General features: G+C 45.8%; 11 protein-coding genes. 9 read left to right on the top strand and 2 right to left on the bottom strand.

Annotated features, from left to right (window positions below; translation table 11 throughout):
- The first annotated feature begins 6 nt into the window (after nt 1-6).
- The 8 genes from NA59_RS00750 (at nt 7) to NA59_RS00715 (ending at nt 14,297) form a co-directional block, all read left to right on the top strand.
- Entirely contained in the window at nt 7-2,394 is a 2,388-nt protein-coding gene (locus NA59_RS00750) for a Lon protease family protein (protein ID WP_044406397.1), read from the top strand.
- Between the two features lie 247 nt (nt 2,395-2,641).
- On the top strand, nt 2,642-6,121 hold the full coding sequence (gene dnaE / locus NA59_RS00745) for a DNA polymerase III subunit alpha (protein ID WP_044406394.1): 3,480 nt from the start codon (nt 2,642-2,644) through the stop codon (nt 6,119-6,121).
- The gene (locus NA59_RS14105; protein ID WP_052501358.1) at nt 6,118-7,614 is read left to right on the top strand and encodes a sensor domain-containing diguanylate cyclase; all 1,497 of its coding nucleotides are present in this window, start codon (nt 6,118-6,120) and stop codon (nt 7,612-7,614) included. The genes dnaE and NA59_RS14105 overlap by 4 nt, the downstream gene beginning before the upstream one ends.
- Before the next feature lie 78 nt (nt 7,615-7,692).
- Nucleotides 7,693-9,648, top strand: a complete 1,956-nt coding sequence (gene acs / locus NA59_RS00735) for an acetate--CoA ligase (RefSeq protein ID WP_044406391.1) — start codon at nt 7,693-7,695, stop codon at nt 9,646-9,648.
- A gap of 230 nt (nt 9,649-9,878) precedes the next feature.
- On the top strand, nt 9,879-10,109 hold the full coding sequence (locus tag NA59_RS00730; RefSeq protein WP_044406389.1) for a DUF485 domain-containing protein: 231 nt from the start codon (nt 9,879-9,881) through the stop codon (nt 10,107-10,109).
- Nucleotides 10,110-11,726 (top strand): sodium/solute symporter, encoded by a 1,617-nt coding sequence (locus NA59_RS00725; protein ID WP_044406386.1) that lies wholly within the window; start codon nt 10,110-10,112, stop codon nt 11,724-11,726.
- A 106-nt stretch (nt 11,727-11,832) separates the two neighbouring features.
- The gene (locus NA59_RS00720) at nt 11,833-13,665 is read left to right on the top strand and encodes a putative nucleotidyltransferase substrate binding domain-containing protein (RefSeq protein WP_044406383.1); all 1,833 of its coding nucleotides are present in this window, start codon (nt 11,833-11,835) and stop codon (nt 13,663-13,665) included.
- Nucleotides 13,665-14,297: a 3'-5' exonuclease gene (locus tag NA59_RS00715; RefSeq protein ID WP_044406380.1), complete on the top strand. Its 633-nt coding sequence runs from the start codon at nt 13,665-13,667 to the stop codon at nt 14,295-14,297. The genes NA59_RS00720 and NA59_RS00715 overlap by 1 nt, the downstream gene beginning before the upstream one ends.
- A 172-nt stretch (nt 14,298-14,469) precedes the next feature.
- On the opposite strand, the gene NA59_RS00710 is transcribed toward NA59_RS00715, so the two are convergent.
- The gene (locus NA59_RS00710) at nt 14,470-14,838 is read right to left on the bottom strand and encodes a HopJ type III effector protein (protein ID WP_044406377.1); all 369 of its coding nucleotides are present in this window, start codon (nt 14,836-14,838) and stop codon (nt 14,470-14,472) included.
- Nucleotides 14,835-16,124: an FGGY-family carbohydrate kinase gene (locus NA59_RS00705; RefSeq protein ID WP_044406584.1), complete on the bottom strand. Its 1,290-nt coding sequence runs from the start codon at nt 16,122-16,124 to the stop codon at nt 14,835-14,837. Before NA59_RS00705 ends, NA59_RS00710 begins: the two co-directional genes overlap by 4 nt.
- A gap of 66 nt (nt 16,125-16,190) precedes the next feature.
- Here NA59_RS00705 and NA59_RS00700 point away from each other — a divergent pair, with 66 nt between their 5' ends.
- A complete protein-coding gene (locus NA59_RS00700; RefSeq protein WP_157792523.1) occupies nt 16,191-17,081 on the top strand; it encodes a nucleotidyl cyclase domain-containing protein in 891 nt (296 codons plus the stop codon).
- Nucleotide 17,082 lies beyond the last annotated feature (1 nt).

The raw sequence follows: 17,082 nt of genomic DNA, 5'->3' as shown, positions 1-17,082 counted from the left end.
TGCGTAATGCGAAAACTTTCTAGCCAACAGCTTTACCGTCAAACTCAAATCGATCCGCAAGCCTTTGCGCAAAACACGACCTCGATTGATGATTTTATGCAGCGTTTTCACCCGCGTGCCTATCAATCGCTTAACTTTGGCTTGCATCTAAAGCGCAATCAAAATCATATTTTTATTATGGGTGAGCCGGGCGTTGGACGCATCGGCATGACCAAGGCGATGCTAAAAACGGCCGCACAAAACAAGCCCATGCCTGATGATGTGGTGCTGGTGTCTAATTTTAAAGAAACGCCAAAAACCATGTATTTATATTTCCCAGCGGGTAAGGGATATGGGTTTCGTCAAGCGATTGAACGGTTTATAACCCAACTCAAAAACCAATTACCCGTGGTGTTTGATGGCCATGCTTATCAATTACGCTCACAACAGCTGGAGCGTCGTTTAGCGGCTGAGCAAGAAGAGATTCTTGAACCCGCGTTTGAACTCGCGCGTGAGCTCAGTATTGATGTGCAACAAACTGAAAATAATTTTGTCTTACATGCGTTGGTGGATGGCGAAAAAATGCGCCTATCGGAACTTAAGTCATTGGATGCCGATGTGCAAAAATACTTTACCGATGCGCTCGATCAGGTTGAAGCTAAAATCAACGAAGCCTTGACCCGTTTCCCGACGATGCAACATGAGTATCTGGAGGAGGGCAAGCAGCTAAATACCCAAGTCGCCTCCGAGCATATTGCGCCCTTGATTAAAAACTTGAAACAAGAGTTTGCGACGAATCCCGAAGTAGAGAGTTATCTTGATGACCTTGAACAGGCGTTGCTCGCTAAGTTACATTTGTTCTGGGATCAATCGGCCGATCAGGTCACCACCAGCAATACGAACAATAGTCCAATCGAAGAAACCGCCCCCGAACAACAGGGAATCGGTCAATTTGGGGTTAATTTATTGGTCGATCACCGTGAATTAGAGCATGCGCCGGTTATTTACGAACAAAATGCGACCATGCCTAAATTGTTTGGCTATGCGATTAACACAGCCGCCTCCTCCATGACCGGTGATACCCTAGGTTTAGCGATGAACCATCAAGCGGGTCTATTGCAAAAAGCCAATGGCGGTTATTTAATTCTGAATATCCAATCACTGTTAAAAGACCCAGAAATTTGGTCAAGTTTAAAAGCCTCGTTGATGTCGCGCCATCTTAGTTTTGAAATACCGTCATCCAATAGTGTGGTGCCTTATCACTTGCCGGATTTTCCATTGAATCTAACCCTCGTGCTAGTCGGGCAGTCTGCACATTTTTATGCACTGCATGAAATAGATGCCCAGTTTAGCCGATTGTTTAAGGTGCAGGTTGAGTTTGAAGTTGAGCTCGCCAGAACTCCTGATCATGAACTGGCGTTAGCGCAACAGCTCGCCAGTGAAATTGAATCTTGGGAAGACTTACCGGTTGAATTGTCTGCATTTGAGCGTTTGATTGAATATGCATCACGCATGGCGGAAGACGAAAACCGCCTCTATACTAATAAAGCCATTTTGCGTGATGTATTGGCCGAAGCGACCGCCTTTGCCCGCGCTAACGGTCAAGAAAAAGTCAGCCGTGAAACCATTGAAGCGACCATTGCCCAGCGTGATTTTCATACAGGTTTGATGGAGGAATATTTCCATCGCGCGATTATCGAACAACAAGTGCTTATTTCATTACAGGGTCATCATGTCGGTATGGTCAATGGCTTGACCGTGATGACCGTCGGGCGTCAATCTTTTGGTCAACCTGTGCGTATTACGGCGCAGGCTTCGGCGGGTGATGAAGGGATTGTTGATATCGAGCGCGAAATTGAAATGGCCGGGCCGATTCACTCAAAAGGCATGCTGATTTTGTCGGGTTATGTCCGAGGGCGTTACATGCGCTACCGCTCATTAGGCTTTAGCGCCTCGATTGTTATCGAGCAAACCTATGACGGTATTGAAGGGGATAGTGCATCATCCGCCGAGTTATTTGCCTTGTTGTCAGCGATTGCACAGGTACCAATGCGTCAGGATTTGGCCGTAACCGGTTCAGTAAACCAGTTTGGTGAAATCCAACCGGTGGGGGGCATTAATGAAAAAATCGAAGGTTTCTTCAAAATCTGTTCCGCCCGTGGTTTAACGGGGCATCAAGGTGTGGTGATTCCAGAAGCCAATACCCGTCATCTCATGCTCAATCAAGAAGTACGCGAAGCGGTGGAAAAAGGGGTGTTCCACATCTATGCCATTAGCCATGTTGATGAAGGTTTGGCCTTGTTTGGTGACATGCCTGTAGGTGAAGCGAATGCAGAAGACGCGTTTCCATCAGGCAGCTTCAACGCCCGCATTATGCAAGCACTAGAGCGAATGAACGAAAAAGATCGCGAGTAGCTTGGAAATTAGTCGTACTTATACCTAGCTCGAATGCATAGGGGCTAAACCTTAACAGGCGGATCTAGGTTTTCTCGCGCTGATGCTGTGCGTGAGTGTGAGAAAACGTTTCTCCTGTCATGCTGGCGAAGGCCGGAATCTTTTGAGGTTGCCGGCACTTTTGATTGCACCCTCCGTCGGTTTATCACTAGCAATGTGGCGTTTTTGTCTTTAGAATAGACTATTATTTAAACGAACTTCCTTGCCCATGTCCCAATTTATTCATCTTCATGTCCATTCTGAATTTTCGGTGGTGGATAGTCTTTTGCATATCAAACCCTTAGTGAATCAGGTTAAAGCCTACCAACAGCCGGCGATGGCCTTGACCGACCAATGTAATATGTTTGCGTTGGTGAAGTTTTATAGCGCGGCACGCGGCGCGCAGGTTAAGCCAATTTTGGGGGCGGATTTGTGGGTGGAGTCCGCCGAGGGCGAGGTATTTAGTATTAGCGTGCTTTGTCAAAATCATCAGGGTTATCTTAATTTATCACGTTTAATTTCAAAGAGTTATTTAACAAATCAGAAATTGCATGCGATGCAGCAAGTGGCGCTGGTCAACCAGGCCTGGTTGGAGAAACATAATGAAGGCTTGATTGTTTTATCCGGTGGGCGACAGGGCGATGTTGGGCAGGCGATACTGGCTGGAAATTCGGACTTAATCGCGGAGCGGGTGCGTTGGTGGCAGCAGCATTTTTCTGGGTGTTTTTATTTAGAGTTGGTGCGCACGGGGCGCACCGATGAAGAGCGTTATATTCAGGGCGCGATTGAGGTAGCGCATCAGTTTGACTTGCCGGTGGTAGCGACCAATGATGTGCGGTTTATGCAGCGTGAAGATTTTGAAGCGCATGAAGTGCGTTGCTGTATCCACGGCGGCTATGTGTTAGATGATCCAAACCGTCCTAAACCCTATTCCGATCAACAGTATTTGCGTTCTAGTGACGAAATGCTGGCGCTGTTTGCGGATATTCCTGAGGCGATTGAGAACACGCTGCATATTGCACGGCGCTGTAACCTAACGCTGGAGTTAGGTACCTATTATTTGCCTAATTTTCCGGTGCCTGAGGGCCTGACGATGGATCAGTTTTTTGATCTGGAGTGTCGCAAGGGCTTGGATGAACGGTTGGCCTTTTTGTTTGGTCATCTTTCGCAAGCGGAGCAGGCTGAGAAAAAGGCTGAGTATGTCGCGCGTTTAGAGTTTGAACTGAATACCATTTTGCAAATGGGTTTTCCTGGTTACTTTCTTATCGTTGCGGACTTTATCCAGTGGGGCAAAAATCATCAAATCCCCGTCGGTCCTGGGCGTGGATCGGGCGCGGGTTCTTTGGTGGCTTATGCGCTGAAAATTACCGACTTGGATCCGATTGAATACGATTTGCTATTCGAGCGTTTCTTGAACCCGGAAAGGGTGTCGATGCCTGACTTTGACGTTGACTTCTGTATGGAGCGCCGCGATGAGGTGATTGATTATGTATCGCGTCATTACGGTCGTGATCATGTGTCGCAAATTATTACCTACGGTACGATGGCCGCCAAGGCGGTTGTGCGCGATGTTGGGCGGGTTTTGGGTCATGGTTATGGCATGGTCGATAGTGTCGCTAAGCTGATTCCGCTCGAACTAGGGATTAAGCTGAAGGATGCGCTCGAAAAAGAAGAGGAGTTGCAGCAGCGCTATAAAAACGATGAAGATGTTAAAACACTCTTGGATTTAGGTTTAAAGCTTGAAGGCACGGTGCGTAACGTCGGTAAGCATGCGGGTGGGGTGGTGATCGGCCCGAAACCGCTGGACGAGTTCTGTCCGATGTATTCGGAAGCCGATGGTCGGGGTGTGGTCACTCAGCTGGATAAGAATGATGTTGAAACCATTGGCTTGGTGAAGTTTGACTTTTTGGGTTTGCGTACCTTAACCATTATTGACTGGGCGTTGCAGGCGATTAATGCCGGCAAGCAACCAGGTGATGAGGGGTTTGTTGATATTACGCGGATTCCATTGGGTGACCGTGCGGTATTTGAGTTGATTAAAACTGGGCGCACAACCGGCGTATTCCAGCTTGAATCCAGCGGGATGCAGGATTTGATTCGGCGCTTAAAGCCCGACTGTTTTGAAGATATTATCGCGTTAGTGGCCTTGTTTCGTCCTGGTCCGCTTGAGTCGGGGATGGTGGATAACTTTATCGCACGTAAACATGGCAAGGAAGCCGTGTCTTATCCCGATGCGCAATACCAGCATGAAAGCCTAAAAGAAATTTTAGAGCCGACTTACGGCATTATTCTTTACCAAGAGCAGGTTATGCAAATTGCGCAGGTGCTTTCGGGTTACTCACTGGGTGGGGCGGATATGTTGCGCCGTGCGATGGGTAAGAAGAAACCGGAGGAAATGGCCAAGGAGCGCGGCAAGTTTGAGCAGGGCGCGATCGATAATGGCGTCGATGGTCAGCTGGCGATGAAGATTTTCGATTTGGTTGAAAAGTTTGCGGGCTATGGTTTTAACAAGTCTCACTCGGCGGCCTATGCGTTGGTGTCTTATCAGTCGGCTTGGCTCAAAACCCATTACCCGGCGCATTTTATGGCGGCACAGATTTCCTCGGATATGGATAACACTGAAAAAGTGGTGCATATGATTAACGAGTGTTATGCCATGGGTTTGGAGTTGGTGCCGCCTGATGTTAATCGCTGTGATATTAAGTTTAAAGCTAGCGATGTTAAAACGATTTTATATGGCTTAGGCGCGATTAAAGGGGTGGGTGAAGCGGCATTAGACGGGGTGATTGCTGACCGTCAAGCGCAAGGTGTTTTTCATGATTTGTTTGATTTTGCGGCGCGATCAGGGAAAAAGGTCAATCGTCGCGTGATGGAGGCATTAATTCGCGCGGGTGCGATGGATTGTTTGCATAGCAATCGTCAGGCGATGCTGTCCAGTGTTAGTCTAGCCTTGCATCAAGCAGAGCAGGCGTTGCAGAATGAGGCATCGGGTCAAGATGATTTATTTGGTGCGTTGATGGCCGACGAGCCAGACATTACACCACAACCAGGCCTGGTTGATATCCCCGAAATGATAGAGCGTGAACGTTTAAAGGGTGAGAAGGATACTCTAGGTTTGTATTTAAGTGGTCACCCGATTGAAGCTTATCGCCAAGAGTTAAGCCATTATGTGAGCCAAACCTTAGCCAAAATTACACCCAATAAATATGATAAACGCTGGGTAGCAGGCCTGGTTGTGGCGGTGCGTGCTAAAAATACTCGTGGCGGTGATAAGATGGGGTTTGTTACCCTTGATGACCGCACCGCACGTTTAGAAGCCGTATTGCGCCCAGCGGTGTTTAGTAGTGTTAAGGATTTAGTGCAGCCAGATACGGTGTTGTTGATGTATGGCACGGTAGAGGAAGATAGCTTTAATGGCGGGATTAAACTAAGCGCCGAGCAGGTGGTCACCTTGGCGGAGATGCGAATTCAGCAAGCCCGGGCATTAAAAATTCTTGTTCGCGAATCCGTGCTAGATGTGCAAAAATTAAATGAACTTAATGCGCTTATGATGAGTTATCAGGTAGAAGATGGCTTGCCCTTAGTGCTTGAGTATCAAAATCAGTATGCAAAAGCGCAGTTTAAGTCCAACTGGTCACTCAAGCCTGATGATGCCCTTATTGAGTTACTCGCTGCGTTGAACTGGCAACCTCAGGTAGTGATGAAATGAATAATTGTTTAAAGTGGCAGTATTTGCTTTATATTTCAGTTTTGGTTTTTCTGAGTGTACTGCTGCGAGGTGCTTATGATTATCATAGCCATAATCATAAGCTACAGCAGGAGATTGTGCAGTTGGGGGATCAGGCGCTTATTTATCATCAAGATTTACAGCAATCTTTGATTGAGCGTTATTTAACACTCACACATCACTATGCCAATGAACAGCACGTTCAGCGGGCTTTTAAACAGGGTGATCGAGAGGCGCTGTATGCCTATTCCAATCCAGACTACCAACGCTTGCAACAGGATAATCCTGATTTGCATGTGATGCATTATTTTGACCCACAAAATATCACCTTGCTTCGCTTACACCAGCCCAATAACTTTGGCGACGATTTAACGGATTACCGACCTATTGTGCGTGATGCAAACCAATCCAAGACCGCATTGCAGGGTTTTGAGGTCGGTAAGAATGGCATTACCTATCGAATTACCACACCCTTAATCAATCAGGCGGGCGAACATTTTGGGTTGCTGGAGTTTGGTATTCGCCCTAATTATTTTGTCGAACGTTTGGCAGCAAGGTTTGAACTAGAGTCGATGATTTTGGTTAAAACCCGTTCGCTGGGTAAGTTAATTAATGATTACCAATTTGACACCTTAGATAACTACTCTATTATTCAAAACACGGATTTTTTTGACTCGCTTAATTCTTCAATAGACCTGTCTGTTGAGCGCGCAAGACTAACAGTTGAGGGGCGTCATTATCTTTTGCTGACCGATCTTGATCAATCTAGCCATCAAGGTGAGTTGGTGGCAAAAGTTGTGGTGGCGAAAGATATTACTGATTTGGTTTATGCTAACCAAATGGAGTTAATTCGTGCTAATTTGGTAAATCTGGTGGTTTTGTTATTATTGCTGGCGGTAATCTATTATATGTTTAATCGCTATTCCGTCGCGCTAGCACGTTCTGCGCGTGCGCTTGATGATCTTAGTCGAATACAGGATAAGTTAAAAAATCAGGCCAATACCGATGAGTTAACGGGTTTATACAATCGGCGCTTCTTTAATTTAGAGCTTAAAAATTTGATTCAGTGTCAGCAAACTGGCTGTTTGCTGTTTTTTGATATTGATCACTTTAAAGTTTTGAATGACACTTATGGGCATCCGGCGGGCGATCGTGTATTGATGGAGTTGGGGAATATGATGCGTCATTTTTTTCGACAAGATGACTTATTAGTGCGCTGGGGTGGGGAAGAGTTTGCGGTCTTCATTAAGCATATTCCAACCAAGGTGGTTCTGCAAAAGGTTGAAGCATTTAGAGTGTATGTGGAAGAAAATATAACACAGCATCAACCTTACCCTGTTACGATTAGTGGCGGTGTGACGAATGTGCGCGCGGGTGATGATGTGGCTAGTTTAATAGAAAGAGCGGATCAACGCTTATATCAGGCGAAACAGAGCGGAAGAAACCGAATTGTCAGTGCTTTTGACGAAAATTAGACAGATTAAAGAGCAAAAACGGTAGAATATCGAAACTTTATGTTTATACCATTATTTATTAAACAAGCGGAGGCGTGAATGTCAACGAATATTGAATCCATTTTAACCGAAACCCGAGTTTTTGAACCTTCAGAAGCCATCAAAGCCCAAGCCACAATTACCGAAGCCAAGCTCGCTGAAATGTATGCCAAAGCAGAACAAGATCATGTTGGTTTTTGGGCAGACTTAGCCAAAGAAAAACTAAGCTGGCACAAACCTTTTACTCAAGCACTTGATGAGTCGAAAGCACCTTTGTATCGCTGGTTTGCAGATGGTGAGATGAATGTGTCTTATAACTGTATTGATCGTCATTTGGATACCAAGAGCGATAAGCTAGCGATTATTTTTGAGGGCGATAAAGGTGATGTGCATCATTACACCTATCAAGAGTTGCATGATGAAGTGTGCCGTTTTGCTAATACATTAAAGGTTCAGGGTATCAAGCAGGGTGATCGGGTGATTATTTATATGCCGATGATCCCGCAAGCGGTCATTGCCATGCAGGCCTGTGCACGTATCGGCGCGATTCATTCGATTGTGTTTGGTGGATTCTCGGCTGAAGCCTTGCGTGATCGCGTTGAGAATGCCGGCGCTAAGATGATTATTACCACCGATGGTGGCTTGCGTGGCGGGAAATCGATTCCGCTTAAAGCGGCGGTAGATGAAGCCTTATCAAAAGGCTGTGACCATGTTAAAAAAGTGATTGTTTACCAGCGTACTAAGCAAGACGTGACCATGCAGGCAGGTCGAGATTTATGGTGGCATGAAGCCGAAGCGGGAATGAGTAATTACCATGATCCGGTTATGGTAGCCGCTGACCATCCGTTATTTTTGCTTTATACCTCAGGGTCTACAGGTAAACCAAAAGGTGTTCAACATGGTTCGGCAGGTTATTTATTAAATGCGATGGTCACCAATGAGTGGATGTTCGATTTAAAAGATAAGGATGTGTTCTGGTGTACTGCGGATGTCGGTTGGATTACAGGCCATTCGTATGTGGCTTATGGCCCCTTGGCAATGGGCGCGACCATTCTCATGTTTGAAGGTGTGCCAACCTATCCAGATGCCGGTCGTTTCTGGCAGGTGTGTCAAGACCATGGTGTTACGGTATTCTATACCGCGCCGACCGCAATTCGTGCCTTGATGAAATTTGGCAAAGAGATTCCTGCTCAGTATGACCTGTCTAAGTTGCGTATTCTTGGCACAGTGGGCGAGCCGATCAACCCTGAAGCTTGGATGTGGTATCACGAGGTGATTGGACGTGGTGAATGTCCGATTATTGATACCTGGTGGCAAACTGAAACCGGTGCGCACATGATTGCGCCTTTCCCTGGTGTGACACCGTTAAAGCCAGGTTCGTGTACCCGTCCATTGCCAGGTATTGATGCCGCCGTGGTGGATGAAGAGGGCAATGAGATTGGCAATAACCAAGGGGGGTATCTGGTGGTGCGTAAGCCTTGGCCGTCTATGTTGCAAACCGTTTGGGGCGATGATCAGCGTTATATTGATACCTACTATGCTAAGTTTAATAATAAATATTATGTGGTTGGCGATAGCGCGCATAAAGATGCGGATGGTTATATTTGGATTTTAGGGCGTATTGATGACGTATTGAATGTGTCAGGTCACCGATTAGGTACGATGGAAATTGAATCTGCCTTAGTTGCACATCCAAAAGTAGCCGAAGCCGCGGTCGTTGGTAAGCCGCATGATGTTAAAGGTGAGTCGGTTTTTGCGTTTGTGGTCCTGAATACTGATTTACCTGCAGGGGATGAGCGCAATGCGATGATTACCGAGTTACGTAATTGGGTGGCGAAAGAAATTGGCCCAATTGCCAAGCCCGATGAGATACGTTTTGGCTCCAACTTACCTAAAACCCGTTCAGGTAAGATTATGCGCCGTTTGTTGCGTACCATCGCGAAGGGTGAAGAAATCACTCAGGATACCTCCACACTGGAAGACCCATCGATATTGGTGCAGTTGCAGCAACAATAGTTGGGTTAATTAATTACTTTGCACTTTTTAATCATAATTAAATTTTGGGCTTGAATAAATATAATGTGGCACAAAAAGTGCAAATTGATGCTTGCAGGTTGAATGGTTTTTTTATCATAATAACCCGCTGTTGGGGTTCTTCGTTAACCCGGATTTAGCTTCGCTTCGAAGCTAAATCCGGGTTAGGAAGAGCTAGGTTTTAACGAGGATAAACAAAAAAAGGAAATCCTATGAATGACGGTAGAATTAAGTTCGCTGGCATTTTGTTGGTGATCTATACCGTGCTTTACTTTGGAGTGGCGTTAATGACGTCAGCCAGCTTCAAAGATATTGCCGCGTTAGAGGTCATTGGCTTACCGCTTGCTGTTTGGGGTGGCTTGTTGATTATCGTATCGGGGGTGATTATCACACGCCTATACCTTAGAAAATTAGAACAATTAGAAGAAGAGGGAGCCAACTAAATGGAAAATATTGTTGCTCTGGGTGTGGTGATTTTAGGTATCGCCCTGTCGCTCTACATTAGTTATTATCATCGTCGCTCAACCTCATCAACCGCTAACTTTTATGTTGCGGGTGGCGGTATTTCGCCTCGTGTAAACGGTATGGCGATGTTTGGTGATTATGCATCGGCCGCCAGTTTCTTGGGTGTGGCCGGCGCGGTGGCCTTGATGGGGGTTGATGGCTGGTGGTTAGCACTTGGCTTTTTTGCCGCTTGGATTGTGGTGCTGCTGATTATTGCCGGACCCTTGAAAAACGTCGGTAAATTTACCGTCGCTGACGTATTGAACGCGCGTTATCAGGGCTCGGAAAAAGGCATTCGCATGATTGCGATGATCTCTACCCTGGTATTGTGTGTTATGTATTTGGTACCGCAAATCGTTGGCGCGGGTCTGTTATTTGGTTTGTTATTGGGCTGGGATTATTTGCCAACCGTTATCGTAACCGGTTCATTGATGGCGATTTTCGTTATCATGGGTGGGATGAAAGGAACAAGCTATAACCAAGCCGTACAGGGTGCTATCCTGTTTGGTGCGTTAATGTTCTTGTTGATTTTCGGTATTATTGCCTTCTTTGGCGGTAACCCAGTCGGTATGGTGGTTGAAGGTAAAGATATTGTTCCACCATTAGTCGCCGCAGGTAATGCTGAAGCCGTGGCCGCGATTGCGGGTATGACCAATGCGGAAAGTGCGGTAGCGATTGAAACCGTGCGTGGCATAATGACCGATGCACCGAATGCGATTTCACCTGGTGTAGGTTTACGTGACCTAATGAATAACGCTAGTTTGGTATTGGCTTTGTTCTTAGGTGTATTAGGTTTACCTCACATTTTGATTCGTTTCTACACAGTGTCTAACGCCAAAGATGCGCGTAAATCAGCCGAGTTCACTATTTGGGGCTTAGCGATTTTCTACGGCAGTGTTTTCTTTGTTGGTTTGATTGCGATGTATGCATTATACCCAACATTAGTTGAGTTATTAGCCTCGGGTCAGCGTGGTGTTGCAACCAACATGACGATGCCGATGTTAGGCGAAATGATGGGCGGACAGTTGTTGATGGGTGTGATTGCAGCGGGTGCAATGGCGGCGATGCTAAGTACCTCGGCGGGTCTATTGATCTCAGCCACAACCAGCTTGTCGCATGACTTGTATAAAGGTGTATTACGCCCTAACTCAACCGATGAAGAGCAAGTTCGTTTTGCGAAAATCGGCGCGGGTGTGTTAGCGGTTAGCGCAATTGCAATGTCGATTTGGTTAAAAGAGCAAAACGTGGCGATGTTGGTTGCGATGTGTTTTGGTATTGCAGCCAGTACCTTTGCGCCAGCTTTGGTTTTCGCAGTATGGTGGCGTAAGTTGACCAGTCAAGCGGTGATTATTGGTATGGCGGCTGGTTTAATTTCATCATTGATCTTTACGTTTGCGGCCTTCTTTGGCACCAAATCAATAATGGGCATTGATGTATTGGTTAACCCAGCGTTATATTCTGTACCGTTTGCGGTGATTGTCACAGTCGTTGTGAGTTATTTAACGGCTGACCGTGGTAATACAGAAGAGTTTATGGCACAAGCACATGGTAAATAGGTTTCAATTTTAAGAAATTTAAACCATAATAAAGGGAGCTTCGGCTCCCTTTTTTGTCATCAACTTTTGTTACCCATTTTTGTTTTTATAATCTTAAGGATGGTCTATGTCGATATTAGAGCAAACCCGTTTTTTGCAAACCCTTCATCCGTTTGATCGGCTTGACCAGGCCTGGTTGGAGCAGGCGGCTAGCGCGTTAGATGTGGTGTATTTTGCCAAGGATGACAAGATTCCCTTAGATCTGGCTGAACATGCCTTTTTGTATATTGTTATGAAGGGGCGGGTTTCAGAGTGTCAGGATGATGAGGGCGCAGGTCAGTGTGCGATTTATGGCACCAATGCGCAGTTTGGGGCGTCCACGCTGTTGGATCAAAAAGCCAAACTTAACTATCACGCGATTGAAGAAACCTTGGCTTATCGTTTACCGAACACGGTGTTTGCCAAGCTACTGAAGAATAACCCGGATTTTGAAGCCTTTTATTTTAATGACATCACCGAAAAACTCAGTCGCTTTCATCAGCAATTGCAGATTGAATCTTCTTCTGAGGCGATGATGGATGCGGTGAAAATCGCGCCTTTGCATGCCTTGGTCGAGATATCCTGTCAAACATCGATTAAATCCTGTGTTGAACAAATGGAAGCGCATAAAACCGATGCGTGCTTGGTCAAGGATGGCGATCAAGTGGGGGTGATTACTTCGTCGGATTTGTTACGCGGTCTAGCGATTCATGGCTTTGATTTGGCGAATCCGATTGCCGATATGGTGAGTTATCCGGTGATTTCGATTCACCAAAATGACTATTTGTTCAATGCCTTGTTAAAAATGACGCGTTACGGTGTTGATCGGCTCATGGTGCGTGATAAACAGAGTTTTATTGGGGTGTTGCATCAAAAGGAGTTAATGAGTTTGTTTGCCAATCAATCAGGCCTTGTGATGTTGACGTTGGAGCGTGCGGACAGTTTTGAGGATTTGAAAAAAGTCACCCAACAAATCGATGACTTGGTCGCCGGGTTATCAAATAAGGGTGTTAAAACCCATTATATCGCTAAGCTCGTTAATGAATTGCATCGTAAGTTGCAAGCCAGGTTGTGGGAGATTTTGGATCAGGACGGTCAGTTTGCGCAGGCTAGCTTTATTGTGATGGGCAGCGAAGGGCGATCTGAGCAGGTGGTGCGCACGGATCAGGATAATGCGGTGGTCTATGACGATGATGTTGATGCAGTGGCTTTGGCCAGATTTTGTGAAAACTATTCAACCAAGCTTATCGCGTTAGGTTTTCCACCTTGCCCGGGGGATATCATGATTTCAAACCCGGCTTGGCGCATGAGTCAAAGCCAGTTTGAAGCCCAGATAGTGAGCTGGTTTGAAAAACCCTCGTTAGAGAGTTTTATGAACTTGGCGATTTTGTTTGATGCCCAGGCGGTACAGGGTGATGCGAGCAAGTTGGCGCGCATTAAACAGGTATTGCAGCAACAGGTGAATAAGCGTCAAATGTTTCTGCCGCAGTTTGCGCGCAGTGTGTTGCAGTTTGAAACACCGATTGGTTTGTTTGGGCGTTTAATCACGCAAAAAGACGACGGTCATTCGATTGATTTGAAGAAGGGCGGTATTTTCCCTATCGTTCATGGTGTGCGCTGTTTGGCACTAGAAAAAGGGATTGAAAAAACCAATACCCATTGGCGTATCCGCGAGTTGATTAACCAGCATGTATTTGATGAGCAGTTTGGTGTGGAATTGGGTGAAACGCTAAACTTCTTAAACACCCTGCGTCTTCAAGCGATGTTAGACAAAAAAGCGCTTGGTAAGCCGATGGATAATGCGATTGAAACCGATCATTTAAATCATTTTCACCAAGACCTGCTTAAGGATGCGTTTGGGGTCGTGAATAAGTTTAAAAAGTTTATCGAACAACATTTTAAAATGGATGCAATGCGCTAATGTTAAAGTCCATCAACCAGGCCTGGTTGAAATACCGGCTAAAAGACCCTGAGTTTTGTTATTTATTTGATGCGCCATCCGATCAAGATGTGGTGTGTTTTGACTGTGAAACCACCGGCTTAAATCCCAGCCAAGACAAGATTGTGTCCTTGAGTGCAATCAAGATTCGCGGTACTGAAATTTTATCGAGCCAGAGTTTGAATCTTAAGTTTAAGCAGCAGCAAGGGATAAATCCAGAAAGTATTGTGATTCATGGTTTGCGCAATATGGATGTGGAGCAGGGATTGGATGAGCAAGTGGCAATTCGCCAGTTTGTTGAGTTCATTGGTTCTCGCCCGCTAGTTGGTTACTATCTAGAGTTTGATATGGCGATGGTGAATGCGGTGATTAAACCTTGGCTGGGGATTAACCTGCCCAACCAACGGATTGAAGTGTCTGAGTTGTACCATAAAAAGTTTTATAAAGATTGGTTGCAGCCTGAGCATGAAGTATTTGATTTAAGTTTCAAAACGATTTTATCAAAACTTAATCTACCCAGTTTAGGGCAGCATGATGCGTTTAATGATGCCTTGATGACCGCGATGATTTATGTCAAACTCAAACGCTTGATGGACAGGTCAAACGCATCTTAAATAAATAATAAATCAACAAGTTACAACTTGTGCATCGCGAGGTCAAAAAATCACGCGTCATTGCGAGGCTGAAGGCCGTGGCAATCTCTTGCAGACGGTGCACGCCCTTGAGAGATTGCCGCGTCGCTGCGCTCCTCGCAATGACTGGTTTTCCTCTTAATTTGATAGCCGATTAGAGTGTCTTTCGAGCTAGTGGTTCGCCTTCGAATTCGATGCCGGCCCAGCCATGTTTAATAAAGTTACGAATGTTTTGATGGTCTTGGGCATCTGGGTTTTGTAGCACGTCTTGGGTGTAAAAATCACCAAAGGCGTGCAGTGTGGCTTGTTCAGATAGGTTATTAAGTTTGGCAAAACCAAAGATTTTGCATGAGCCGTTGTTGGTGTTAGCTTGATTAAAGGTATCGCCATTTTTAAAGGCGCAAGGCGTAAATGCATAATGAGTCTCAATGCAGGCGATGACTTGGTTAAACGCAACAGGCGCTTGGTTAAGTTGTTCAATTAGCTGTTCAATCGGCTGTTCAATCGGTTGTTGAGTGGTCATGTTTTGTCTCCAAGGTTGATAAGTCGCGTAACGCCGTAGGCGGCAGACTGGCTAAAAGCGGGCGCAAGTTTAGCGGGTAAATGCTGCGCGCGCAAGTCTGACCAGGCCTGGTTGTGATGTCCGCCACCGACAGCAAAAATCCGTTTTACCTTGGGCGCACCCAATTCATTGAGTTTTTGATAAGCTAAGACCTCCACCTTGACCAGTCCTTCAATCAGCGCTTGTAAGCGTATTAGGTCGTTGTCTGTATCAGGGATAATCGGTGCAAGCTGCGCGTCTGCAATCGGAAAGCGCTCGCCTGCGCGAATTAGCGGATAGCAGTCTAGTCCAGTGGGTTGGTTAATGTCGATGAGCGGCACAAGTTGTTTGATGCGATCAAGACTGAAATGATGCAGCAAAACCGCTCCGCCGACATTGGACGCGCCCCCGACTAGCCATTTATCGCCCAATTTATGACTGTAGATTCCCTGTTTTGCATCAAACAAAGGTTGATCGCTCAAGAGCTTAATCGCCAGTGTTGAACCCAGTGCGCTGACCGCATCACCGATGTCATCGGCGCCAGCGGCGAGGAAGGCCGCGATGCTGTCGGTGGTGCCGGCAAATACCTGACAATCCGCTCGAAACCCCCAGTGAATTTGCATGGGTTGGCCGACATAACCGATGGGGCTGCCAGCGGCTACGGCGGTGGGCAGTTTGAACGGCAAGCGTTGTTTTAGCGTTTCTGGCCAGCGTTGTTCAATCGAATCATAACCCAGTTTTAATAGGTTGTTTTCATCGGTTGCGCTAAATGTACCGATGAATTGATAGTTAAGCCAGTCAATTTGATGCGCAAGATGGGCATCTGTTGCGTTATAATGTTCGGCTAGCCAGAGGGCTTTGGCTAGACTGCTCGTGGCGCCTTGTGCGCCTGAACGCGCAGAAAGCAGCGGGGCTAGTTGTTCGGATTGCGTTGTAGCGCGTTTGTCGTCATACATTAACGCCGGGCAAAGGGCGTGGCCTGCCGCATCCATCAGTAGCAGAGTGGAGGAGGTGGCATCGGCAATAATGCCGTCAATGTCGCCAATCAGGCCCGTTTGTTCGAGCTCGGTTAAGCAGGTGTTCAATGCTTGTTGCCAGTGTTCGGTGGCTTGTTCGCTTTGATTTGCTTGTTTAATCGGCATTGGCATAGCGCAGGCAATATTTGCGATGATGTCATCTGCTTGGTCACATAGGTATTTTCTGACCACTGACAAGCGTATACCAGAGGTCCCTAAATCTATGCCTAATGCGGTAAAATATGTGTTCAAGGCAAACCTTTTTAATATTTGGGTTAAGGATAACGGGTTAGTACCATCATAGCGGATTTTAAATAAATGAAACATCCTTCTTTTGCTAGGTTACTTAATAAACGCTTAGCGCTGGCTATGTCAATGGCATTGCTATTTGCCATGTCTCTGACAGTGGTGTTGTCTGTCGGAATCGTGTGGTGGATACTTGGTGAAGAAGCCAGTTTTGAAAATCTAGTGCGTTTTGATGTATCAATTTTGACCATTCCCTTTTTTTTATTGATGTTTGTGCTGTTTTTTTATTTTACGCAAAAATATTATACAGAACAATTTGTTGAAGAAGAGCTGGTAAAGCCACTTAAGTATATTGCTCATGAAATAAGTGTGTTGCGTTTTGATCACCCTCAAGACCAAGAAGAGGTGCGAGGAGGTCGAGATGACTTGGTGTATGAGGTCGATGAGATTTATACAGCATTAAAGTCACATATTAGCCAGTTTCAATCCATTTACGATAAGTTTGATGCATTAATGGTCACGGACCACAAAACCGGTTTACTCCGGCGTGATCATATGGATGCATGTATTCGCCAAGAAGTATTTTTAGCCGAAAGATACCGACGATCTTTTTCGATTACTTTGGTGCACCTTATTAAAATGACCGCTAAAAATATCGCCCCAGATGAAGCCCTCGCTTATTTTACTGGGCAACTGCGTGAAGAAACCCGTAAAGCGGATAGTGTTTTTTATATCAATGATAAATTGTTTGTTATCGTTTCACCCGAAACGGATGATCAAGGTGTGTTAGCTTTGCAACGCAGTTTAAACGAGCGCTTTTTGGACCATCTTAATGAAACAGGGGTAGATTATCAATTCGTATTGGCTTCGTCGACCTACGGTGAAGCGGATGGCTTGAACTATAAAGAGTTAATTGCAACGGCTAAAAAACGTTTGCAGCAGACGTTGAAATTAAACGCCTAGG

Origin of the sequence: Thiomicrospira microaerophila (genome assembly GCF_000934765.1) — a bacterium.
Lineage (GTDB): Bacteria > Pseudomonadota > Gammaproteobacteria > Thiomicrospirales > Thiomicrospiraceae > Thiomicrospira > Thiomicrospira microaerophila.
This window is presented reverse-complemented; position numbering and strand designations above follow the sequence as displayed.

What these genes read in the sequence shown, in the direction of transcription:
- NA59_RS00750 (WP_044406397.1), top strand. Translation starts at nt 7, where the DNA reads ATGCGAAAACTTTCTAGCCAACAGCTTTACCGTCAAACTCAAATCGAT.
- dnaE (WP_044406394.1), top strand. Translation starts at nt 2,642, where the DNA reads ATGTCCCAATTTATTCATCTTCATGTCCATTCTGAATTTTCGGTGGTG.
- NA59_RS14105 (WP_052501358.1), top strand. Translation starts at nt 6,118, where the DNA reads ATGAATAATTGTTTAAAGTGGCAGTATTTGCTTTATATTTCAGTTTTG.
- acs (WP_044406391.1), top strand. Translation starts at nt 7,693, where the DNA reads ATGTCAACGAATATTGAATCCATTTTAACCGAAACCCGAGTTTTTGAA.
- NA59_RS00730 (WP_044406389.1), top strand. Translation starts at nt 9,879, where the DNA reads ATGAATGACGGTAGAATTAAGTTCGCTGGCATTTTGTTGGTGATCTAT.
- NA59_RS00725 (WP_044406386.1), top strand. Translation starts at nt 10,110, where the DNA reads ATGGAAAATATTGTTGCTCTGGGTGTGGTGATTTTAGGTATCGCCCTG.
- NA59_RS00720 (WP_044406383.1), top strand. Translation starts at nt 11,833, where the DNA reads ATGTCGATATTAGAGCAAACCCGTTTTTTGCAAACCCTTCATCCGTTT.
- NA59_RS00715 (WP_044406380.1), top strand. Translation starts at nt 13,665, where the DNA reads ATGTTAAAGTCCATCAACCAGGCCTGGTTGAAATACCGGCTAAAAGAC.
- NA59_RS00710 (WP_044406377.1), bottom strand. Translation starts at nt 14,838, where the DNA reads ATGACCACTCAACAACCGATTGAACAGCCGATTGAACAGCTAATTGAA.
- NA59_RS00700 (WP_157792523.1), top strand. Translation starts at nt 16,191, where the DNA reads ATGAAACATCCTTCTTTTGCTAGGTTACTTAATAAACGCTTAGCGCTG.